This window comes from Pseudomonas lini, assembly GCF_964063345.1.
GTDB lineage: Bacteria > Pseudomonadota > Gammaproteobacteria > Pseudomonadales > Pseudomonadaceae > Aquipseudomonas > Aquipseudomonas lini_B.
Map to the genome: position 1 here is coordinate 4,547,202 of NZ_OZ061318.1, position 21,708 is coordinate 4,568,909.

The following is a 21,708-nucleotide window of genomic DNA, read 5'->3' on the forward strand; positions in this document are numbered from 1 at the left end:
TCAGGCCTTATTGATTACGTGAGGACTTTAATGGACGACAACAAGAAGAAAGCCTTGGCTGCGGCCCTGGGTCAGATCGAACGTCAATTCGGCAAGGGTGCCGTAATGCGTATGGGCGATCAGGACCGTCAGGCGATCCCGGCTATTTCCACTGGCTCTCTGGGTCTGGACATCGCGCTCGGCATTGGCGGTCTGCCAAAAGGCCGTATCGTTGAGATCTACGGTCCTGAATCCTCCGGTAAAACCACGCTGACACTGTCGGTGATCGCCCAGGCTCAAAAAGCCGGCGCGACCTGCGCATTCGTCGACGCCGAACACGCCCTCGACCCTGAGTACGCCGGTAAATTGGGCGTCAACGTCGATGACCTGCTGGTTTCCCAACCGGACACCGGCGAGCAGGCCCTGGAAATCACCGACATGCTGGTGCGTTCCAACGCGGTTGACGTGATCATCGTCGACTCCGTGGCCGCTCTGGTGCCAAAGGCTGAAATCGAAGGCGAAATGGGCGACATGCACGTTGGCCTGCAAGCCCGTCTGATGTCCCAGGCGCTGCGTAAAATCACCGGTAACATCAAGAACGCCAACTGCCTGGTGATCTTCATCAACCAGATCCGTATGAAAATCGGCGTGATGTTCGGCAGCCCGGAAACCACCACTGGTGGTAACGCGCTGAAGTTCTACGCATCGGTTCGTCTGGACATCCGCCGTACTGGTGCGGTGAAAGAAGGTGATGAAGTCGTCGGTAGCGAAACCCGCGTCAAAGTCGTGAAGAACAAGGTGGCTTCGCCGTTCCGTCAGGCCGAGTTCCAGATTCTTTACGGCAAGGGCATCTACCTCAACGGTGAGATGATCGACCTGGGTGTTCTGCACGGTTTCGTCGAGAAATCCGGTGCATGGTATGCCTACGAAGGCACCAAGATCGGTCAGGGCAAGGCCAACTCGGCCAAGTTCCTGGCGGACAACCCGGAGATCGCCGCGAAACTTGAGAAGCAACTGCGCGACAAGCTGTTGACTCCAGCGCCGGACGTCAAAGCATCGCCAGTCAAAGAGACGGCTGATGACCTGGCTGACGCTGATATCTGATTGATCCGATGACCGCCGTACTCGATACACTCGTCGCGGTGCGGCGAACCGCAATGGACCTGCTCGCGCGACGCGAGCACGGTCGAGTCGAGCTGACGCGTAAACTGCGTCAGCGCGGCGCCCTCCCTGAAATGATCGACACAGCACTCGACCGCTTGACGGAAGAGGGCCTGTTGTCCGAGTCCCGTTACCTCGAGAGCTTTGTTTCCTACCGTGCCCGTTCCGGTTATGGCCCTTTGCGAATTCGTGAAGAGTTGAGCCAGCGTGGCCTGCAACGTACCGACATCGAACTGGCGTTACGCGAGAGCGGTATCAACTGGCAGGAACAACTGGAAGACACCTGGCGGCGCAAATTTTCCGGGCATTTACCGATAGACGCCCGGGAACGTGCCAAACAGGGCAGGTTCCTGAGTTATCGGGGATATTCCATGGAAATGATCAGCCGCTTGTTCAGCGGCCGAGGGATGGACGATTGAATGAACGGCTCGCTATTTCGATAGTGGGCCGTTTTTTTTTGCCTCACGTTACCTTGGACGGTTCCCGTGTGCGTTGTTGCGCCTGGGGTTTGGATTGGGCCCAGTTTTCCGGCAGGTTGATGTAATCCACCAACTCCCGCAGACGGCCATGATCACGGGCGTTGAAGGTGAAGGCCAGTCGCGCCAGATGGCTGAACTGCGCTTCGTCGTGCTCCTCACCGCTGTAGGCGTGCTGATGGAAATGATCGCTCAGGCACAGGTCGGCGAATGCCTCCTGCATGTGTTCAAGCGCCCGGTCGCTGAGTTTGTGGTTCATGCGAATCACGAACTGATGCTTGAGCCAGCGGCTGGAGTGGAAGTTGCTGTAGAACTGATTGATCTGCTCCACTGCCTCTTCGGCACTGTAGACCAGACTCAACAGCTTCATGTCGGTTGGCAGGATGTAACGATTTTCCTCCAGTTGCTGGTGAATGAAGTCCAGCGCGCCTTGCCAGAACTTGCCGCCCGGCGCATCCAGTAGCACCACGGGCACCAATGGGCTTTTGCCAGTCTGAATCAGGGTCAGTACTTCCAGCGCTTCATCCAGCGTACCGAAACCGCCTGGGCACAGCACCAGCGCATCGGCCTCCTTGACGAAGAACAGCTTGCGGGTAAAGAAAAAGTGGAAGGGCAGCAGATTACCAGTGCCATTGACCGTGGGATTGGCATGTTGCTCGAAGGGCAGGGTGATATTGAATCCCAGGCTGTGTTCCAGGCCGGCACCTTCGTGGGCCGCCGCCATGATGCCGCCGCCGGCACCGGTGATGACCATCATGTCCGAGCGCGCCAGAGCGGCGCCAAGTTCTCGGGCCAAACCATACAGTGGGTGTTCTATCGGCGTGCGGGCCGACCCGAAAACGGTGACTTTGCGTCGTCCCTTGAACTGCTCCAGCACACGGAAGGCATGCTCGAGTTCGCGCAGGGCTTGCAGGGTGATCTTGGCATTCCAGCGGTTGTGATCTTCCTGGGCCATGCGCAGCACAGTCAGGATCATGTCGCGGTAAATCGGGATGTTGGGGCTGTTGGGTGAAACCAGGTTGAGTTGTTCTTCGACCTTGCTGGTGAGGTCGTGGCCGCTTTCTTGAAAATGACGGCTCAGGAGGTCATTCGGTTGGTAAGGCATTCAACTTCTCCTTCTGCACAGAACCCTTGGCCCGACAAAACAATCGTCGGCGCCGCGACACCCCTTGTGTCGCTGTCTGCCCAAGCCCTTGCCTGGGCGCTCCATCTGACTCGGTTGCAATCGAGCCATCCATACGGGCTCTGCTTATCCCTTGAATGAAAGAAACGTTCGCACAATAAGACACGCAATGGGCAGCCCCTTTTCTGCCCTGAAAAAAATCAACGTGAACACTATGAATTTAGACCCTCGCAACGATTTGCGCTGCCTGATCATTGCGCCGCAAAGTCTTTCCTGGCAATCGCTTATTGACCATTTGCAAGGTGCTTTCACCGCTCGTCTGAACGCAAGCCATCTGTCCTGCGCTCTGATTTACTAAGTTACAGGCGTGACACGACAGCTTTGCGTCAATGGCAGGACGCAACGATCAAGCAATTCAGGGATTTATCGCGTGATCAACGACGATCAATGCGTGCAAGGAGGCGGGAAACCATGCCCAGAGTCACTCTGGAGATCGATGCGCAACTGTATCGATTGCTGAAATTATCAGCCGAGACCAATCATTTGAGTCTCGAAGAGGAGTGCTGCCGGCGTCTGGAGGGCGGGGAGCGACGTTCGCGCTACTTGCAGGCGCTGTTGGCAGAACTGCGCGCCGAGGATGAACAGCGGCGCGCCAATTCCCGTTGATTACTTTTTCTTGGTCGGTGTGGCTTTCGGGCAATCTGATTCCTGGAAGCTTGCGGAGCCGACCGGGCGATTGGTCTTCACTTCGGTAAAGTCGTAACGCATGATCGCACCCTTGGCCATCAGCTTGCGGAACCCCTCGTTTCTGCAGACGGAGGCGCCAAGCTGGAAGTACACGGCTTTCGGATCGGCGCGCATCTTGTCGGCGTGGCTGCTCTGAACGCTCAGGTGATTGATCAGCTGATTGCCTTCGACGGTATAACCCTGATCCAGAAGATCTTCGTTGATCGCCCGTGGAGTGCCGACGCTGCTTTGTACGGCGACGTTTCGCAGCTCTCTATTCAGATTCTGCTCACTCAAGGATGCAGCCTGAGCGTTGAAGGACGACGCCAGCAGAATGGCAGCGGTGGGAACGATAAGGCGCAGCATGAAACTCTCCTGGTTCAGTGACTGGTGGTTCGACCAGCCACGTGACTGTGCGTTCAGTGGCGGCGAATTATAGGGGAGGTGGTCTGGTCGGTACAGGCTTGCGCTGGCCGCTCTGGTAAACTGCTGGCCTTTATTGCCTTGCCGAGTGCCGTTTGTGTCGAGTTTTCCTGTCTGCCGGTGTTGCTCACGATGAACCACGCCCCCAACGCCGTAGCCCGCTTGCGTGATCAGCGAGAGGAAGAGGGCATCAAACCGATTCAGGCCCGCGGCTGGCGGGCAACCCGTTGCCGTGCCTGCCGTGTAATCGAGAGCCACTGCCTATGCGCCTGGCGTCCGCAGGTCGACACCCGTAGCGGCGTGTGCCTGATCATGACCAATAAAGAAGTGTTTAAACCAAGCAACACCGGTTGGCTGATTGCCGATGTGGTGCGCGACAACCATGCATTCATTTGGTCGCGCACGGAAGTCGATGAACAACTGCTGGCGCTGTTGGCCGACCCACAATGGCAACCCTATCTGGTGTTTCCGGGCGAATACGTCGAGCCTGAGCGAGTTACCCACAGCGTCGAGGTCGATAGCACCAGGCGCCCACTGTTTATTCTGCTGGACGCCACCTGGACCGAAGCCCGGAAGATTTTCCGGAAAAGCCCCTATTTTGATGCGTTGCCGATTCTGAGCCTGCTTCCTGAGAAGCTTTCACGGTACCGATTGCGCAGGTCCACTCGCAGCGAGCACCTGTGCACGGCCGAAGTGGCGGCGCTGTGCCTCGATCTTGCCGGTGATACAGACGCTGCATCGGCACTGGACGCTTATTTTGATGTGTTCAGCCAGCATTACCTGGACGCTAAACATCAGCTGGATATGAATGTTGCAACACCGGCCCACGCCGAGCTGATGCCCTTTGTACAGCACGCGGCGCCCGTCATCTGCTGAGCATCGCCCATACTGCAAAGAACCAGGCTCGCTGGCGGGGCCACGCAACTTGACCACCCCGGCTTCGCTGGGCATGCTTGGCGCCGATTAGGGCGCGGCCAAGGTTTGAAACGCTGCTTTTTTACGTAATTGGCGTTGAACGTGCCCTGTTGGTGCTGCTGCGTGGCTGCACCTCGAGTTGTTTTGGCGAGGCCTGAAATGCATCAGGCGTCCCATAAAAAAACAGGATCATTTGAAAAATGGCCACATACGAAATCCTGATTGCCGATGACCACCCTCTTTTTCGTAGCGCCCTGCATCAAGCGTTGACCCTGGGTCTGGGCCCGGATGTCCGTCTGGTGGAAGTGGCGAGCATTGCCGAGCTGGAAACCCGCCTGGACGAAAAGGCCGACTGGGATCTGGTATTGCTGGACCTGAACATGCCGGGGGCATACGGTTTTTCCGGGTTGGTGCTGTTGCGTGGGCAGTACCCGCAGATTCCGGTGGTGATGGTGTCGGCTCAGGAAGAAGCGTCGATCATGGTGAAATCCCGTGAATTCGGCGCCAGCGGTTTCATTCCCAAGTCCAGTGATTTGAGCGTCATTCAGAAAGCCGTACGCGCGGTGCTCGATGGCGACGTTTTCTGGCCGCCCCAGGCCTTCGAAGCGGTCAGCGTTTCCGCCGAAGCCAAAGCTGCCAGCGAAGGCCTTGCCAGCCTGACACCTCAGCAGTTCCGTGTGTTGACCATGGTCTGTGAAGGTTTGCTGAACAAGCAGATTGCTTACGAGTTGAGTGTTTCCGAAGCGACGATCAAGGCCCACGTCACGGCCATTTTCCGCAAGCTGAATGTGCGGACCCGGACTCAGGCAGCGCTGCTCTTGCAACAACTTGAGTCAATTTCGAGCCACTAAGTGCTACATGTTCACGCTTTTTTGACTTTGCTTGATCTAGCTTTCCCACTCCTTTTTTGTCAGTTGCCCACTTTATGTCACCTTTCAAAGGCCAGACCGGCCTCAAACGCATCCTCAACGCCTCCGGCTACTCACTGGATGGCCTGCGCGCGGCTTTCACCGGTGAAGCGGCTTTCCGGCAACTGGTGCTGCTTAACGTCATCCTGATACCGCTGTCGTTTTTCCTGAGCGTCAGCCGCGTCGAGCAGGCGCTGCTGATTGCAGTCTGCCTGTTGGCCTTGATCGTCGAGTTGCTCAATTCGGCGGTGGAAGCGGCCATCGACCGCATTTCCCTTGAGTTGCATCCACTGTCCAAGAACGCCAAGGACATGGGCAGCGCTGCTCAATTCGTGGCGTTGAGCATGATCGCGCTGGTGTGGGCAGTGATCCTGCTTTAAGCGATGGTGGGCAGGACGATCTCGTCGCTGCGCTGAACCCCGGCGGTGAACGCGCGGCACAGTTCGAGGAATTCGCGCATCGCCGATGTCTGATATTTCTGTTTGTGCCAGATGAAATAGAACTGCCGCGCCAAGTCCAGATCCGGTGTTTCTACCGGCACCAGGCTGCCGCGGCGGAACGCATCGCGCAGCGCCAGGCGCGAAATGCAGCCAATCCCCAAGCCTGATTCCACCGCGCGCTTGATCGCTTCGGTGTGTTCCAGCTCCAGGCGAATGTTCAGCGCGCTGCGATGGTGTCGCATGGCCTGGTCGAACGTCAGCCGTGTGCCCGAACCTTGTTCGCGGAGAATCCACGCCTCATGACTCAGCTCCTCCATGGTCGCGATGCCACGTTTGGCTAGCGGATGCTGAGGCGCACAGAACACCACCAGCTCATCTTCGACCCAACTCTGCACTTCGATGTCCGGATGGCTGCAGTCGCCTTCGATTAGACCCAGATCAATTTCATAATGCGCGACTTGTTGCACGATGTTGGCAGTGTTCTGCACGTGCAGCTTCACTTGGCTTTCCGGATGGCGCTGCATGAAGCTGCCGATCAGCAGGGTTGCCAGGTAATTGCCGATGGTCAGGGTCGCGCCGACCGCCAAAGAGCCGAAACCGGACTTGCCGTTGAGCAAGTCTTCGATCTCCTTGGCCTGATCGAGCAGGGCCACCGCCTGCGGCAACAGCTGTTTGCCGAGGGCGTTGAGGCTCAGCCGTTTGCCGGCGCGATCGAACAGCTGACAGCTGCACTGGCGCTCTAGCTCGGTGATTGAGGTGCTCGCCGCCGATTGTGAGAGGTTGAGCGTCAATGCAGCACGGGATACGCTTTCCTGCTGGGCGACGGCGACGAATACTTGAAGTTGACGGAGAGTAAATCGCATATCGATATAACCGATAACCCTTATCTTAATAATCCAGTTAACAGATATTGTCGCTGCCATTAGAATGCGCTGCAATTGCGCACATCATTGGCGCAGGCAAATCTCCAGGAGTCCCACGTACATGAGCAACATGAACCACGAGCGTGTCCTCAGTGTTCACCACTGGAACGACACTCTGTTCAGCTTCAAGTGCACCCGCGATCCGGGCCTGCGCTTCGAGAACGGTCAGTTCGTGATGATCGGCCTGCAACAGCCCAACGGCCGCCCGCTTATGCGTGCTTACTCGATTGCCAGCCCGAACTGGGAAGAGCATCTCGAGTTCTTCAGCATCAAGGTGCCTGATGGCCCGCTGACTTCCCAGCTGCAGCATCTGAAGGAAGGCGACGAGATCATCATCAGCAAGAAGCCTACCGGCACGTTGGTGCTGGATGACTTGAAGCCTGGCAAACATTTGTACCTGCTCAGCACCGGTACCGGTCTGGCGCCGTTCATGAGCGTCATCCAGGACCCGGAAACCTACGAGCGTTTCGAAAAAGTGATCCTGTGCCACGGCGTGCGTTACGTCAATGAAGTCGCTTACCGCGAGTTCATCACCGAGCACTTGCCGCAGAACGAGTTCTTCGGCGAGGCGCTGCGTGACAAGTTGATCTACTACCCGACCGTGACCCGCGAGCCGTTCGAGAACGAAGGCCGCCTGACCGACCTGATGCGCAGCGGCAAGCTGTTCAGCGACATCGGTTTGCCACCGATCAACCCGCAGGATGACCGCGCCATGCTGTGCGGCAGCCCGAGCATGCTCGACGAGACCAGCGAAGTGTTGAACAGCTTCGGCCTGAAAGTTTCGCCGCGGATGCGCGAGCCGGGTGATTACCTGATCGAGCGTGCGTTCGTCGAGAAGTAAGAAACCGCTGCACTGCTCTACCTGTGGGAGCGAGCCTGCTCGCGATAGCGGACTGTCAGTCAACGTCATTGTTGAATGTTACGCCGCCATCGCGAGCAGGCTCGCTCCCACATTGGTTTGGTGTAGACCATAAAAAGCCCGCGTAGCCTTAAGGCTGCGCGGGCTTTTTTATGCCGGATGAAATTTCCTACGTGTTGGAGACGGGAATGACTTCGAGGACGCGGATCAGGTCGGGCGTGGGGTAATGCCAGCGCACGTCCACATCCCAGAACTGCGCGCCGTATTCCCTTTCCGGTGCAGGAATCTGATACGCCGGGCGTGGGTCTTGTGCCAGGCATTGCTCGATCAACTCGACCAAGGGCTCATCTAGCCGCTGAGCGTGGTCGTGAGCCTGTTGCAGTGCTGAGTCTGTCCACTGCACGGGAATCAGCAGTGGCGGGGCGCTGGCGATGCTGTTGGACGCCGTGTCGATGATGTCCGCGTAAGGCACGTAAGGTTTGATGTCGAGAATCGGCGTGCCGTCGAGTAGGTCGATGCCGGAGATCCACAGCCGATTGGCTTCGACTTTGTCCAGTTTGACCACCGATTGACCGATGCCATTGGGTCGGTGCGTCGCCCGAGTGGCAAATACGCCCATGGATTTATTGCCACCCAGACGCGGAGGGCGGACTTTCAGGCGTGGCTTTTCTTCCAGGGCCTGATGGAACAGGAACAGCAGCCAGACATGGCTGACCTGCTCCAGTCCCTGCACCGCATCACCCTGATCGAACGGCGCCACCAGTTCCAGCACGCCTCGAGCGGCCGGGGCCAGTTGTGGCTGGCGCGGAATGGCGAACTTCTCCTTGAAACAGGAGCGCACGAAGCCGATGGGGGAAACGCTGTAGGTCATGGTTTGGGGTCGAGGCGGAGTTGAGGCGGGCATGATAACCCGAGCGGTCGCGAGATCGGTGGCGTCTGTTAGTCCGTCATCGCGGGCAAGCCACGCTCCCACAGGGTTCTCGAGCGAACACAAATTTTGTATACGACACAAGACCTGTGGGAGATCGGTGGCGTCTGTTAGTCCGTCATCGCGGGCAAGCCACGCTCCCACAGGGTTCTCGAGCGAACACTGATTTTGTATACGACATAAAACCTGTGGGAGCGTGGCTTGCCCGCGATGGCCGCACCACCAATCTCAGAGACTAAACCCACCATCCAAAGGAATAATATTCCCGGTCATATACGCCCCGGCCGTACTCGCCATACTGATCGCCAAGGCAGCCATCTCTTCCTCCCGCCCCCAACGCTTCATCGGAATCAACGCCGTATCGTCCGCCAACGCCTGCTCATCATTGCCAATATGCTGAGTCATCTTGCTCGGAAAACGCCCCGGCGCGATCACATTGACGTTGATGTGCTGGCTCACCAGTTCCCGCGCCAGAATTCGCGACAGTTGATGCAGGGCTGCCTTGCTCGGGCCGTACGCATAGGCCTGTTCGCCAAAGGACGAAATCCCGGCCACCGAACCAATATTGATGATCCGCGCCGGATTCGCTTCGGACCCGGCCTTGCGCAGCAGCGGCAGAAATTGCTGGATGCAGTTGAACACCGAGGTCACGTTGAGCTGCATGACCTTTTCCCAGCCCTTGACGGGGTAACTTTCCAGCGGCGCACCCCAAGTGGTGCCGGCGTTGTTCACCAGAATATCCAGCTGACCGATCTGCTCACTCAGGTGCGCAGCCAATTGCTGGACGCCTTCTTCATGGGCCAGGTTGGCAGCTACCGCGTGACAAACCCCGAAGGCACTCAGCTCAAAGGCAGTTTGCTGGCAGGCGTCGGCATCGCGGGCACACACGTACACAGTGGCGCCAGCCTCGACATAAGCCTTGGCGATCATTTTGCCGATACCACGGGTGCCGCCGGTCACCAGAGCGGTGCGGCCTTGCAGGGAAAAGTAGGGATGCATGGCGAGTCCTGAGAGCTGAGGGTCAATACACCCTAGTCGTCAGCCGCCAGAAGCGGAGCCACTATTTTTGCGAGGAATGAGGGTCTATACAGCCTTGAACTGCCACCGTCCTTGTAGGAGCGCAGCTTGCTGGCGAAGGCGTTTTCAAGATCGCCTTCGCCAGCAAGCTGTGCTCCTACAGGTTCGTGGGCGATTTACTGCGGGCGAACGCGCAGGGTCAGGCCCTTGAGGAAGTTGCGCAGCAACTGGTCGCCGCAGGTGCGGTAGTTGGTGTGGCCGAACTTGCGGAACAGCGCGCTCAGCTCAGGCTTGGACACCGGGAACTCGGCCGCCTTGAGGATCGCGTGCATGTCGTCCTCTTTCAGCTCGAAGGCCACACGCAGCTTCTTCAGGATGATGTTGTTGGTCACCGGCACTTCGATCGGCTGCGGCGGACGGCTTTCATCCTTGCCACGCTTGAAGATCACCAGGCCATCGAGGAAATGCGCCATGACCTCGTCCGGGCAGCGTACGAAGCCTTCCTCGTCTTCCTCTTTCTTGTCGAGGTACGTCAGCAGGTCTTCCATGGACACGTCCATGCCGCCGAGCTTGATGATCTCGATGACTTTCTTGTCGCTGATGTCGAGCATGTAGCGCACGCTGCGCAGTACGTCGTTATGAATCATGGTGTGCAATCCTGATATTCAGCAGTGGGCGCCGCATAAACAGCGGCGCCGAAATGTATGGCGGCGTGAGAAGTCTTAGAACTTCTCTTTGCCGGACAGATAGCGCCATTGCCCCAACGGCACTTTGCCGATGGACACGCCGCCAATGCGGATACGGCGGATGGCGACGACCTTCAGGCCCACGGCCTGGCAAAACAGGGCGATCACGCCCGGTTGTGGGTTCTTCATCGCAAAACGCAGGCGGTTTTCGTTCTGCCAGCTGGCTTTGACCGGCGGCAGTTCCTTGCCCTTGTACGTCAGGCCGTGATTCAGGCGGTTGAGGCCGTGAGCCACCATGTCGCCTTCAACTTCGACCACATACTCTTGCTCGATCTTGGCGGAGTCTGCAGTGAGTTTGCGCAGGATTTTCCAGTCCTGGGTGAACACCAACAGACCGCTGGCATTGGCCTGCAGATCGGTGCTGGCGGTCAGGCGCAGGAAGTGGCCCTTGAGCGGACGTTTGCCGTAGCGGTGTTCTTCGCTCAGGGTCTCGGCGCTGATGGTCGCCATGGCTGTGTCCGCGTCCATGCCCGCAGGGACGTTGAACAGGATGGTCACCGGCTCCGGCGCAGTGGCCTTGGCCTCTGGGTCGAGCTCGACTTTTTGGGTGTCGACCTTGAACTGCGGCTCGTCGATGACTTCGCCGTCCACGGTGACCCAGCCGCCCTCGATGAACAGCTCAGCCTCCCGACGGGAACAGCCGACGAGTTCGATGAGGCGTTTGGAGAGACGAATCGGGTCAGTCATGACAGGGCCGTAACAAAAAAGGGGTGGGCATTGTACCTGCCTGGCGCCGGTTAATCCCGGCTCCATTTGCACTGTGTGGCTTTTTGTGGGAGCTGGCTTGTCGGATCGCCGCACCGCTGCGATGGTATCGCTGCGACCTGACAGACAGACCGCGTCGTCTGCATCGCAGGCAAGCCAGCTCCCACAGTGTTCTATGTTGGGTCAGCCATTAACCATTACGCGTTAGTTGTTGAGACTGGCGCAAACGCATGTGCAGCAACGGATAGGGCTGGCCCATACCGTCATGCTCGGAGCGACCGATCACCTCAAAGCCCTGTTTGAAGTAAAACCCCAAGGCCTGCGGGTTTTGCTCGTTGACGTCCAGTTCATCGGCGTTCAGGTGTTCCATGGCATAGCGCAGCAATTGCTTGCCCAGTCCCTTGCCGCGATGCGCCGGGTCGATGAAGAGCATTTCGATCTTGCCCGCCGCGACGCCGGCGAACCCGGTGATACGCTGGCGCGAGTCTTTGGTGCAGATCAGCATCACCGCGTCGAGGTAGCGGGTCAGCACCAGGTTCTTCAGCAGGTCGATGTAGCTGTCGGGCAGAAAGTCATGGGTAGCGCGCACCGAGGCTTCCCACACTTGGGTGAGTTCTTCGTAGTCGCTCTGTTTCGGTGTGTGAATGACCGAGTGTTGGCGCATGCCTGCTTGCCTCTCTTGCGTGGATGACGCGAGTTCTTTCTCTCACAAAACGATAGACGTAAAAAAGCCCCGCATCTCGTCAAGAGAGCAGGGCTTTTTGTATTTTTTGCGTTTAGATCTGTTCAGCCCACAGGTCGTATTCGTCGGCGTCGGTCACTTTGCACCAGACTTTGTCGCCCGGCTTCAAGTTGCTGCCGTTGTCGATGAACACGTTACCGTCGATTTCCGGGGCATCGAAGAAGCAGCGGCCAACGGCGCCTTGCTCGTCGACTTCATCGACCAGCACTTCGATTTCACGGCCGATGCGCATTTGCAGGCGCGCCGAGCTGATGGCCTGTTGGTGAGCCATGAAGCGGTCCCAACGGTCTTGCTTGACGTCGTCCGGCACGATGGCCGCGTCCAGCAGGTTGGCCGGTGCGCCTTCGACCGGCGAGTACTGGAAGCAGCCAACGCGATCAAGTTGCGCTTCGGTCAGCCAGTTCAGCAGGTACTGGAAGTCTTCTTCGGTTTCGCCGGGGAAGCCGACGATGAAGGTCGAACGGATGATCAGGTCCGGGCAGATTTCGCGCCAGTTCTTGATCCGCGCCAGGGTCTTGTCTTCGAAGGCCGGGCGTTTCATGGCTTTCAGGACTTTCGGGCTGGCGTGCTGGAACGGGATGTCCAGGTACGGCAGGATTTTCCCGGCGGCCATCAGCGGAATCAGCTCGTCAACGTGCGGGTACGGGTAAACGTAGTGCAGACGCACCCAGACACCGAGAGTGCTCAGGGCTTCGCAAAGTTCGGTCATGCGGGTTTTCACCGGCGCGCCGTTCCAGAAGCCGGTGCGGTATTTCACGTCGACGCCGTAGGCGCTGGTGTCCTGGGAAATCACCAGCAGCTCTTTGACGCCGGATTTGACCAGGCGCTGGGCCTCGTCGAGCACATCACCGACCGGACGGCTGACCAGCTTGCCGCGCATCGACGGGATGATGCAGAAGCTACAGCTGTGGTTGCAGCCTTCGGAAATCTTCAGGTAGGCGTAGTGGCGCGGGGTCAGTTTGATCCCTTGCGGCGGCACCAGGTCGATCAACGGGTTGTGATCCTTACGCGGTGGCACAACATCGTGCACGGCGTTGACCACTTGCTCGTACTGCTGCGGACCGGTCACGGCCAGCACGCTTGGGTGCACGTTGCGGATGTTGCCTTCTTCGACGCCCATGCAGCCGGTCACGATGACCTTGCCGTTTTCCTTGATGGCTTCGCCGATCACTTCCAGGGACTCAGCCTTGGCCGAGTCGATGAAGCCGCAGGTGTTGACCACCACGACGTCGGCGTCCTGATAAGTGGACACAACGTCATAGCCTTCCATGCGCAGCTGGGTAAGGATGCGCTCAGAGTCGACCAGTGCTTTCGGGCAACCCAGGGAAACGAAGCCAACCTTTGGATTGGCCGGCGCAGGAGTGGTGGACATGTCTAACCTCGGTGTTTTGGGACGCCTCCAGCCGAGAACGGCAAGGCGACAGACGGGCGCTTACGTTCTGTCTCGTGAATACGCTGCTTTTTGACTCGTCAAAAAATAGCAGTGACTCGCGAGAAAGGACGTTTTCTGCGCCTCTGATCAAAAAGTGCGCAATTCTAGCGATGGGCGGCGCACTTGACCAGCTTTATGCAGGGAAATACGACGAGTGCTGCGCTATGCTTCGCGCCGTTACGCTTTACCGATTTCCTATAGTCAATAAAACGTCTGTAACAACACGTAAAACAGCGCATGCTGCACGGCAAAGCATAGTGCTCTTTCAAAGAAATTCGGGTCTGGTAGTAGGAGTGGTGGATGGGTCAGGCAAGTAGTCAGGCGGCGGGTGCCGAGCATTCGGCGGCGAAGCCGATCGGCATGCTGGTCGCGGCGGTCGGGGTGGTTTATGGCGATATCGGCACGAGCCCGCTGTACACCCTCAAAGAAGTGTTTTCCGGTGGCTATGGCGTGCCCGTCAACCATGACGGCGTGCTGGGCATTCTGGCGCTGATCTTCTGGTCGCTGATCTGGGTCGTCTCGATCAAATACATGATGTTCGTGCTGCGTGCCGACAACCAGGGCGAGGGCGGGATCATGGCCTTGACCGCGCTGGCCCGACGAGCAGCGGCGGGGCATGCAAAGTTGCGCACGTTGCTGGTGGTCTGCGGGCTGATCGGCGCGGCGCTGTTCTATGGCGACAGCATGATCACCCCGGCGATTTCCGTTCTCTCGGCCATTGAAGGCCTTGGGCTGGCATTCGAGGGTATCGACCATTGGGTGGTGCCGCTGTCGTTGATCGTGCTGGTGGCGTTGTTCCTGATTCAGAGCCACGGTACGGCGCGGATCGGCATTCTGTTCGGGCCGATCATGGTCACCTGGTTTCTGGTGCTGGGCGCACTGGGCGTGTATGGCATCAGCCAGCACCCGGAAGTGTTGCAGGCGATGAATCCGGTGTGGGGCGTACGTTTCTTCATGGTCCACCCGGGCATGGGGGTCACGATTCTTGGCGCCGTGGTGCTGGCATTGACCGGCGCCGAGGCGTTGTACGCCGACATGGGCCACTTCGGTCGCAAGCCGATCGCCCGGGCCTGGTTCATTCTGGTTCTGCCAGCCCTGGTGCTGAACTACTTCGGCCAGGGCGCATTGCTGCTCGGTGATCCGGAAGCCGCCCGTAACCCGTTCTATCTGCTGGCGCCAAGCTGGGCGTTGATCCCGTTGGTGGGATTGTCGACCATGGCCACGGTGATTGCTTCGCAGGCGGTCATCTCCGGTGCGTTCTCCCTGACCCGTCAGGCGATCCAGCTCGGCTACATTCCGCGCATGCACATTCAGCACACATCCAGTGCCGAGCAGGGCCAGATCTATATTGGCGCTGTGAACTGGGCGCTGATGGTTGGCGTGATCCTGTTGGTACTGGGCTTCGAGTCCTCCGGCGCGTTGGCTTCGGCCTACGGCGTAGCCGTGACCGGCACCATGTTGATGACCACCATTCTGGTGTCGGCGGTGATGTTGCTGTTGTGGAAGTGGCCACCGATCCTCGCGGTGCCGGTGTTGCTGGGTTTCCTGTTGGTGGACGGTCTTTACTTCGCTGCCAACGTGCCGAAAATCATTCAGGGCGGTGCGTTCCCGGTAATTGCCGGTATCGCGCTGTTCGTGTTGATGACCACCTGGAAACGCGGCAAGCAATTGCTGGTGGAACGACTGGACGAAGGCGGGTTACCGCTGCCGATCTTCATCAGCAGTATCCGCGTGCAACCGCCGCATCGGGTTCAGGGCACCGCCGTGTTCCTTACCGCTCGCCCGGATGCCGTGCCTCACGCGCTGTTGCACAATCTGCTGCATAACCAGGTGCTGCACGAGCAAGTGGTGCTGCTGACGGTGGTGTACGAAGACATCCCGCGCGTCCCGCCACAACGGCGTTTCGATGTCGATTCCTACGGCGAAGGGTTCTTCCGGGTGATCCTGCACTTCGGCTTCACCGACGAGCCGGACGTGCCTGAGGCCTTGAAACTGTGCCATCTGGATGACCTGAATTTCAGTCCGATGCGCACGACCTACTTCCTCAGCCGCGAGACGGTCATCGCTTCCAAACTCGAAGGCATGGCCCGTTGGCGCGAGTTGTTGTTCGCCTTCATGTTGAAGAATGCCAACGGTAACCTGCGATTCTTCAATTTGCCGCTGAACCGGGTGATTGAGCTGGGTACGCAAGTCGAGATGTAAGCCACATGAAAAGCCCCCGTTGCCATGAAGGTAGCGGGGGCTTTTTATTGACCGGCATTTGATCCCAATCCCCAATCCAACGAAGAACCCTGTGGGAGCGGGCTTGCCCGCGATAGCGGTGTGTCTGCCACATCAATGTTGGATCTGCGGCCGTCATCGCGGGCAAGCCCGCTCCCACAGGGAATTTGAGTGTCTGCTGGAATGTGCGTTTACTTGTTTTCAGGTCGCTCTTCTTCAGACTGGGTCTTTGTCCGGGCAGGTCGCGGTGTCAGCACCTTCACCACATCATCAATCACTGCCTTGGACATAGCCGTCAAATAATGCGCGGCCCAGGCGTGGCGGTCGGTGTCTTTTATGTAGGCTGCATCCTCGGTAAATGATTTGGCGAGGAACAGCAGGTCGGAGGCTTGTGACAATGCATCAACAATAGGGACGCCGGCGCGGACGTTGAACAACGCCTGATCCGAGCAGTAGATGAGCGGGGTGAGGCCGATGGTTTTTAGTTCTGATTGGTTGTTCATGGTCAACTTCCTTGATTTAAGAAGCTGCCGCATCCGATACCAAGCGAATGGGTGGCAGCTGAGCGCAGGTTGGTAAACCGGGGAATCAAGGAAACCGGCACGCTCGAAAGCGTCCCACGCACAGCTGCCATAACACAGGATCGCAGGCCAAAAAACGCCTGCAATCGTGTCGGGTGCGCTGTTGCGCCTTATTCCACCGGGTTACCAAGCCCGATCGCTGAATGGTCAGCGACGTCCGGAGAGTATCCCGTCGAAGAAAAACGCTACAAGGCGGCAAAGTGCCCAAACACGAGATTCGGAGTTTGCCTACAAGGTTTGTGAGAGTCATCCGAAATCGCCGTGCCGGAATTAAACAAGCGATTTCACAGATCTAAGGAGTGTCTGAGAAGTTGTCTTCCCAGCGATAAATCGAATTGATTGTCCTTTTGGCCTGGGTTAGCGAGTGTCCTTTGTCCTAGGACAGCGGACAGAGTTACATCTCAATCCAACGAAGAATCCTGTGGGAGCGGGCTTGCCCGCGATGACGGCGGCAGATCCGACATTGATGTGGCAGACATACCGCCATCGCGGGCAAGCCCGCTCCCACAGGGATCTGTGGTGCATGGTAAATTGCGTACCTATGAAAAAGCCCCCGCAACCATAAGGCTGCGGGGGCTTTTTTGTGCGCGCAGCTCAGATCACTCCTGAGCCGCCGTCTCCTTCGCTTGACGCTTCTCGATCACATCTACCAACCGCTGCGCCAACGCCGGGTAGTTCTCGTCGAAGTGATGGCCGCCAGGCAGTTTCATCGCTTCGCCCACGGCGGTCTTGTCGGTGCAGCCGCTTTCGTCGACTTCTTCTTCACCGTAGATGCATACCACTTTTGCCGGCGGCAGCTTGGCCATTTCCGGGCCGGTGGCGGCTTCTTTGCCGGCGTTGCCGAGCCAGCCTTCGACTTCGATTTCGAAGCTGCCGGTGCGGGCGAAGGCCAGCAGGATGATTGCGTCGATCCGCTGCTGTTCGGCTTCCGGCAGGCGGTTGTAGATGGCGGGCAATACATCCGCGCCAAACGAATAACCGGTCAGGATGAAGCGCTTGGTGCCCCATTTCTGCCGGTAGTGCTGCATCAGCTCGGTCAGGTCCAGCGCGCTTTGTTCCGGGCTCTTGTGCTGCCAGTAGTAGCGCAGGGTGTCGATGCCCACCACCGGGTAGCCGATCTTCGCCATCTCGCCCGCTACGTCGCGGTCCAGGTCGCGCCAGCCGCCGTCGCCGGAGAGGAACAGGGTGACGGTATCCTTGGCTTGGCCGGCCGGCACTTCAACCACCGGAATCTGCAAGCCGCCGGCGGCTTTATCGCCACCGACGAGGATCTTGCGCAGTTCGTTGTTCAGCACTTGCGGCAGGTTGATGTCGTAGTCACTGATGCTGGTTTCGGCATTGGGCTGGTCACGCACGAAGCCGGCGCTGGTGTCGTCCGGGTTGTCGTTCCATGCCACGAGCCAGTGGCCGTGGGCGGCGCTTTTTGGCAGCAGGTGAGTGCATCCCTCGGGTTTTTCCAGGGCCAGGTCAACCGAAATGGCCTGGGCCTTGTCGTCCTTCTGCTCGGCCAGCCAGCGCCATGCCAGCACGGCGCCAGGGCCGATGCCGCTGACCAGAGTGGCCGGGCCTTTCAGTTCGCGCAGACCCGCTTGCAGGGCGCGGCTTTGCAGCAGGCAGTCTTTGGGCAGAATCACCTGGACGATCTGCGCCGAGGCGCTGCGGCTCAGGGTGGTCAATTGCTTGTCATTGAGTTTCTGGTCTTCATTGACCGCCACCAGCACCTGAGCCTTCGGCGTGTTGCCGGGGATGACACGGGTCATCGCGGCGCCATCGGCCGGCGTCAGCCGTTCGAGGGTCGGTTCCGGTGCCGGGCGTTTCAGGTACCAGTAACCGCCACCGACAATCAGGGCCAGCACTACCAGTGTGGCCAGTACGTACCGCAGGGAGCGTTGAATCATCAGCGTTTCACCAATCCAGTCAAGCCACCCGCAATCAGGGCGGCAGTGTCGGCCAGGGCCACCAGCGGATCGAGTCCGGCGGGCACGGCCATATAACGGGGTTCCCAGTCGGGCTGGAACTTGTCTTTGAAGCGGCGCAAACCTTGGAAGTTGTACAGCTGCTCACCACGGCGGAATACCATCGAGCCCAGGCGCTGGGTCAGTGGTGCGCCGCGCCGGGGTTGCAACCCCGACAACGGCACCATGCCCAGGCTGAAGCGCGCGTATCCATGATTTTTATAATGTTGAATCAGGCCGACCATCATGAACTCCATGGTCAGCTTGGGGGCGTCGGGGTGCGCGCGCATCAGGTCGAGGCTAGCCAGTTCATGGCCATAGGTCTCGAGCAAGTTGGCGAACGCCACCGGGCGCCCTTCGAAACGAATCACCGCGACACGGAAGTGCTTGAGATAATCATCACTGAAACGCCCGAGCGAGAAGCCTTTCTCGCGCACGTTCTTGCCGGTCAGCCAGGCATCGGAAATCACCCTGAGCTCGTCCATCGGCGCTTGCCCAGGCTCATGGATTTCCAGCGACAGGCCATCACGAGTGCCACGGTTCCAGGTGTAGCGCAGGTCCTTCATCTCTTTGCCCTTGGCTTCGAGATCAAAGCGATGCAGATCGACCCGGGCTTCTTCGCCGAGCTTGATCGCGGTCAGGCCGATGTCCATGTAATACGGCAGATTCTCGGCGCGTACTTGATAGAACACGGGGCGGGCGTGGTGGATATCGCAGAGATCGCGGAACTGCCAGATCATTTCCGCCCGTTGCTGGGTCGGGCCGATCGGGTCATACAACGCCACCAGGCTGCGACCACGGCGGGCGTACATCAGAAACGCTTCGTCGTTGGGGTGAAACAGCAGCGCCTTGTCACCGGTCAGGGCCAGGCCGCCATCCGGTTGGGACGAGGCCATGAGAATGTTTACCGCGCGGTCCAACTCATCGGGCGCTGGCAGATGGATCACCGGGCGCGCGGTGCGCAGCAGCCAGGTCAGGGACACCACCACCAGCAGGACTGCCGCGCCGAGCAGCGAGCGCAGGCCTCGCGGGGCATCGGCGTCGAGGGTGAACTGCCACCAGAGTTGATGGCTGTAGGGAACGTCCTGATAGGCGAACAGCAGCAACCAGATCGACGCGCCGAGCACGCAGAGGCTGGACACTAGATACAGCGGTGAAAACGGCACTTCAGTCAGGCGACTGGGGCGATAGAACGAACGTCGGAAAACCCCCAGCAAACTCGCCGTCAGGGTCATCAGGCAAGCCTCTTCCCAGTCGAAGCCTTTAAGCAGAGAGAGCAGGGCGCCGACCAACAACAGAATGGTGGTCAGCATCCATGCGGCTGACAGACGGCGACGCAGCCCCTGAGCCAGCAGCAGGCAGAGCACGCCCACCAGGCTGGCGCCGAAGTGCGAGGCGTCGACCAAACGATGCGGAATCAGAAAGCCAATGTGTTCAAGGCGGGTATCGATTTCTGGCGTCACGCCGGAAAACAGCAGCACCACGCCGGACAGGAACACCAGCACCGCCAGAATCGGCGCGGCCATGCCAGATGCAGCACGCAAGGACTGGCGCGATTGAAACAGGCGCTGGCCTTCATTGATCAGCAGCAGTACGCAAGCCACCAGCAGCGGCAACACCACATAAATCAGGCGGTAGAGCAGCAGTGCGGCGGCCAGTGGCGCGGCACCGAGTTTATCGGCGAAGGCCGCGAGCAAAATCGCTTCGAATACCCCGACACCGCCCGGTACGTGGCTGAGCACTCCAGCGGCCAAGGCCAATAGATAGACCAGCAGGAACGCACCGAAGGGCGGTGCTTCCGGCAGCAACAGATAGAGCACCGTCGCGGCGGCGGCCACGTCCAGAGCGGTGATGACCAATTGCAGGAGCGTCAGGCGGCGACCCGGCAGGCGCAAGGTGCGGCGGCCGACCTTGACCATCAGGTTGTCGGGGTAAGGCTGTTCCGGCAAGCGACGGCGATAGATGCCGATGGCCAACACCGTGGAGAGCAGCAGCACGATCACTGCAATCGCACCCAGCAACGTCTCGGAGAAACCCAGGGCCACGGAGGCGGCGGACAGGTTGCTGAGGGTGGCGAGGGCGGCCAGGGGCGGAAGGGCGCAGCCGAGCGAGAGGCTGGCAAACAAGGTCATGTGCGCGACTTCTGAAGCCCCCACACCATGACGTGCATATAAACGGTAGCGAACCGAGCCGCCTGACAGCAGCGAAAGGCCGATAGCATTGCCAATGGCAAACGCGGTGAAGCCGCCCAATGCCAATATTCGCGGCGCCAGCGTCACGCCTGCATAACGGCTGGCCGACCATTCGTAACCCAGCAGAATGATGAAGCCGATGACGGTCGCGCCGAGCGCACCCAGCAAGGCCGGTTTCGGCACGTCCAGAATCGAGTCGTGCAGCGCGTACAGATCGAGTTCGCTCAGCAGATGACGACAGGCAATCAGCGCAATGGCGAACAACAGCAAAGTGACCGCCAGACCGATGGGTTGGCGATATTTGCTGATTCGATCCAGCAAGCGCAGACGCTCGGCTTTGATCGGTTGTGTCGCTGTGACGGTGTCTTGTGAATCAGACGAGTTGGCGCGCATCAATCACCTCTTGGATTGTGCGCGACAGGATGGAGGTATCCAGCCAAGTTACCAATCCCTGTAGGAAAAAATAATGACAAATATTAACGCCTCTCACTGGGTATGGGTGATGGCGCGTCATCAGTCGTAGAGGTTTTTGTCTGTGGTTCAGCCTGGACTGAACTCACAGTCTGGCGATCCCGAACGGCTCGCTACACAGTGACAGATCATTGTTGCGAAAGGACTTTTTCAACAGATACAAAAAAGGCCACTCTTTCGAGTAGCCTTTTTTGATGTTTGGTTGCGGGAGCCGGATTTGAACCGACGACCTTCGGGTTATGAGCCCGACGAGCTACCAGACTGCTCCATCCCGCGTCTGTGTGGCGGCATTCTACAGGCGAACGCCGGAGTGTCAACCGTTAATCCCAGTATGGCTCAAATAAATGTAAAACGACGGTGAACGGTCGCAGGGAAGACCTAAGTTTCGGAATCAGAACGATTTCTTGTTTCTGTGCCGTAAGGCATGGAACGCTGATTTTTTATAAAACAGGCGCGCACAAAAAAGGCCACTCTTTCGAGTAGCCTTTTTTGATGTTTGGTTGCGGGAGCCGGATTTGAACCGACGACCTTCGGGTTATGAGCCCGACGAGCTACCAGACTGCTCCATCCCGCGTCTGTGTGTCGGCATTCTACAGAGGATCGCAGGGCTGTCAACCTTCAATCTCGGTAAAACCTGTTCCTGTTCAATCGTTTAGGTGAAAAAAGCAATGGCTGATCGCTCTGAAACGCAGTCAGGGTAAGGCTTCTGGCTCTATCGGAAGGACTCTTTCGATTGAGAAAATAAATTCCTGCGGTGCTTTTCCTACAAAGGAAAAAGAACATTCA

General features: G+C 58.5%; 20 protein-coding genes and 2 tRNA genes. 8 read left to right on the forward strand and 14 right to left on the reverse strand.

The genetic code is table 11. From position 1 onward, the window contains the following. The first annotated feature begins 30 nt into the window (after nucleotides 1–30). The gene (gene recA / locus AB3226_RS20505) at nucleotides 31–1,083 is read left to right on the forward strand and encodes a recombinase RecA (protein ID WP_007907270.1); all 1,053 of its coding nucleotides are present in this window, start codon (nucleotides 31–33) and stop codon (nucleotides 1,081–1,083) included. Between the two features lie 8 nt (nucleotides 1,084–1,091). Beyond that, on the forward strand, nucleotides 1,092–1,559 hold the full coding sequence (gene recX / locus AB3226_RS20510; RefSeq protein WP_008010154.1) for a recombination regulator RecX: 468 nt from the start codon (nucleotides 1,092–1,094) through the stop codon (nucleotides 1,557–1,559). A 43-nt stretch (nucleotides 1,560–1,602) separates the two neighbouring features. Here the strand turns inward: recX and AB3226_RS20515 are convergent, their stop codons facing one another. Continuing rightward, nucleotides 1,603–2,721: a TIGR00730 family Rossman fold protein gene (locus AB3226_RS20515; protein WP_367374380.1), complete on the reverse strand. Its 1,119-nt coding sequence runs from the start codon at nucleotides 2,719–2,721 to the stop codon at nucleotides 1,603–1,605. A 489-nt stretch (nucleotides 2,722–3,210) separates the two neighbouring features. Here AB3226_RS20515 and AB3226_RS20520 point away from each other — a divergent pair, with 489 nt between their 5' ends. Further along, complete coding sequence (locus tag AB3226_RS20520) at nucleotides 3,211–3,405, forward strand: hypothetical protein (RefSeq protein WP_007907277.1); 195 nt, start codon at nucleotides 3,211–3,213, stop codon at nucleotides 3,403–3,405. Here AB3226_RS20520 and AB3226_RS20525 read toward each other — a convergent pair whose 3' ends face one another. Beyond that, nucleotides 3,406–3,831, reverse strand: coding sequence for a PA3611 family quorum-sensing-regulated virulence factor (locus tag AB3226_RS20525; RefSeq protein ID WP_367374381.1), 426 nt, complete (start codon nucleotides 3,829–3,831; stop codon nucleotides 3,406–3,408). 189 nt (nucleotides 3,832–4,020) lie between these two features. On the opposite strand from AB3226_RS20525, the gene AB3226_RS20530 reads away from it, so the two are divergent. The 3 genes from AB3226_RS20530 to AB3226_RS20540 all read left to right on the forward strand — a co-directional run bounded on the left by AB3226_RS20530 (nucleotide 4,021) and on the right by AB3226_RS20540 (nucleotide 6,091). Next, nucleotides 4,021–4,764: a tRNA-uridine aminocarboxypropyltransferase gene (locus tag AB3226_RS20530; protein ID WP_367374382.1), complete on the forward strand. Its 744-nt coding sequence runs from the start codon at nucleotides 4,021–4,023 to the stop codon at nucleotides 4,762–4,764. Nucleotides 4,765–5,003: 239 nt separating this feature from the next. Beyond that, the gene (gene erdR / locus AB3226_RS20535; protein WP_052966391.1) at nucleotides 5,004–5,654 is read left to right on the forward strand and encodes a response regulator transcription factor ErdR; all 651 of its coding nucleotides are present in this window, start codon (nucleotides 5,004–5,006) and stop codon (nucleotides 5,652–5,654) included. 74 nt (nucleotides 5,655–5,728) lie between these two features. Beyond that, the gene (locus AB3226_RS20540) at nucleotides 5,729–6,091 is read left to right on the forward strand and encodes a diacylglycerol kinase (protein ID WP_367374383.1); all 363 of its coding nucleotides are present in this window, start codon (nucleotides 5,729–5,731) and stop codon (nucleotides 6,089–6,091) included. Here AB3226_RS20540 and AB3226_RS20545 read toward each other — a convergent pair. Continuing rightward, nucleotides 6,088–7,014, reverse strand: a complete 927-nt coding sequence (locus tag AB3226_RS20545; RefSeq protein WP_007907288.1) for a LysR family transcriptional regulator — start codon at nucleotides 7,012–7,014, stop codon at nucleotides 6,088–6,090. The genes AB3226_RS20540 and AB3226_RS20545 overlap by 4 nt on opposite strands. Nucleotides 7,015–7,135: 121 nt before the next feature. Here AB3226_RS20545 and fpr point away from each other — a divergent pair, with 121 nt between their 5' ends. After that, nucleotides 7,136–7,915 (forward strand): ferredoxin-NADP reductase, encoded by a 780-nt coding sequence (fpr, locus tag AB3226_RS20550; RefSeq protein WP_003443014.1) that lies wholly within the window; start codon nucleotides 7,136–7,138, stop codon nucleotides 7,913–7,915. A 187-nt stretch (nucleotides 7,916–8,102) separates the two neighbouring features. On the opposite strand, the gene tsaA is transcribed toward fpr, so the two are convergent. From tsaA to rimO, 6 genes are all read right to left on the reverse strand, one after another. Then, the gene (gene tsaA, locus AB3226_RS20555; protein WP_367374384.1) at nucleotides 8,103–8,804 is read right to left on the reverse strand and encodes a tRNA (N6-threonylcarbamoyladenosine(37)-N6)-methyltransferase TrmO; all 702 of its coding nucleotides are present in this window, start codon (nucleotides 8,802–8,804) and stop codon (nucleotides 8,103–8,105) included. A 285-nt stretch (nucleotides 8,805–9,089) separates the two neighbouring features. Continuing rightward, nucleotides 9,090–9,860 (reverse strand): SDR family oxidoreductase, encoded by a 771-nt coding sequence (locus AB3226_RS20560; protein ID WP_367374385.1) that lies wholly within the window; start codon nucleotides 9,858–9,860, stop codon nucleotides 9,090–9,092. Nucleotides 9,861–10,054: 194 nt separating this feature from the next. Next, the gene (locus AB3226_RS20565) at nucleotides 10,055–10,525 is read right to left on the reverse strand and encodes a DUF1456 family protein (protein ID WP_008010137.1); all 471 of its coding nucleotides are present in this window, start codon (nucleotides 10,523–10,525) and stop codon (nucleotides 10,055–10,057) included. A 75-nt stretch (nucleotides 10,526–10,600) separates the two neighbouring features. Further along, a complete protein-coding gene (locus tag AB3226_RS20570) occupies nucleotides 10,601–11,311 on the reverse strand; it encodes an rRNA pseudouridine synthase (RefSeq protein WP_123719810.1) in 711 nt (236 codons plus the stop codon). Between the two features lie 208 nt (nucleotides 11,312–11,519). Continuing rightward, entirely contained in the window at nucleotides 11,520–11,993 is a 474-nt protein-coding gene (locus tag AB3226_RS20575) for a GNAT family N-acetyltransferase (RefSeq protein ID WP_367374386.1), read from the reverse strand. A 112-nt stretch (nucleotides 11,994–12,105) separates the two neighbouring features. Continuing rightward, a complete protein-coding gene (gene rimO, locus AB3226_RS20580) occupies nucleotides 12,106–13,443 on the reverse strand; it encodes a 30S ribosomal protein S12 methylthiotransferase RimO (RefSeq protein ID WP_367374387.1) in 1,338 nt (445 codons plus the stop codon). A gap of 360 nt (nucleotides 13,444–13,803) precedes the next feature. On the opposite strand from rimO, the gene AB3226_RS20585 reads away from it, so the two are divergent. Next, nucleotides 13,804–15,705 carry a potassium transporter Kup gene (locus AB3226_RS20585; RefSeq protein ID WP_367374388.1) on the forward strand — a complete coding sequence of 634 codons (1,902 nt, stop codon included), beginning with the start codon at nucleotides 13,804–13,806 and terminating at the stop codon, nucleotides 15,703–15,705. Nucleotides 15,706–15,914: 209 nt separating this feature from the next. Here AB3226_RS20585 and AB3226_RS20590 read toward each other — a convergent pair whose 3' ends face one another. From AB3226_RS20590 to AB3226_RS20610, 5 genes are all read right to left on the reverse strand, one after another. Then, complete coding sequence (locus tag AB3226_RS20590) at nucleotides 15,915–16,226, reverse strand: DUF3077 domain-containing protein (protein ID WP_367374389.1); 312 nt, start codon at nucleotides 16,224–16,226, stop codon at nucleotides 15,915–15,917. A gap of 677 nt (nucleotides 16,227–16,903) precedes the next feature. Next, the gene (locus AB3226_RS20595) at nucleotides 16,904–18,202 is read right to left on the reverse strand and encodes an AcvB/VirJ family lysyl-phosphatidylglycerol hydrolase (RefSeq protein ID WP_367374390.1); all 1,299 of its coding nucleotides are present in this window, start codon (nucleotides 18,200–18,202) and stop codon (nucleotides 16,904–16,906) included. Continuing rightward, nucleotides 18,202–20,844 (reverse strand): bifunctional lysylphosphatidylglycerol flippase/synthetase MprF, encoded by a 2,643-nt coding sequence (mprF, locus tag AB3226_RS20600; RefSeq protein ID WP_367374391.1) that lies wholly within the window; start codon nucleotides 20,842–20,844, stop codon nucleotides 18,202–18,204. The genes AB3226_RS20595 and mprF overlap by 1 nt, the downstream gene beginning before the upstream one ends. Before the next feature lie 277 nt (nucleotides 20,845–21,121). Further along, a tRNA-Met gene (locus AB3226_RS20605) sits at nucleotides 21,122–21,198 on the reverse strand. Nucleotides 21,199–21,419: 221 nt separating this feature from the next. Further along, nucleotides 21,420–21,496 (reverse strand) — tRNA-Met (locus tag AB3226_RS20610). Nucleotides 21,497–21,708 lie beyond the last annotated feature (212 nt).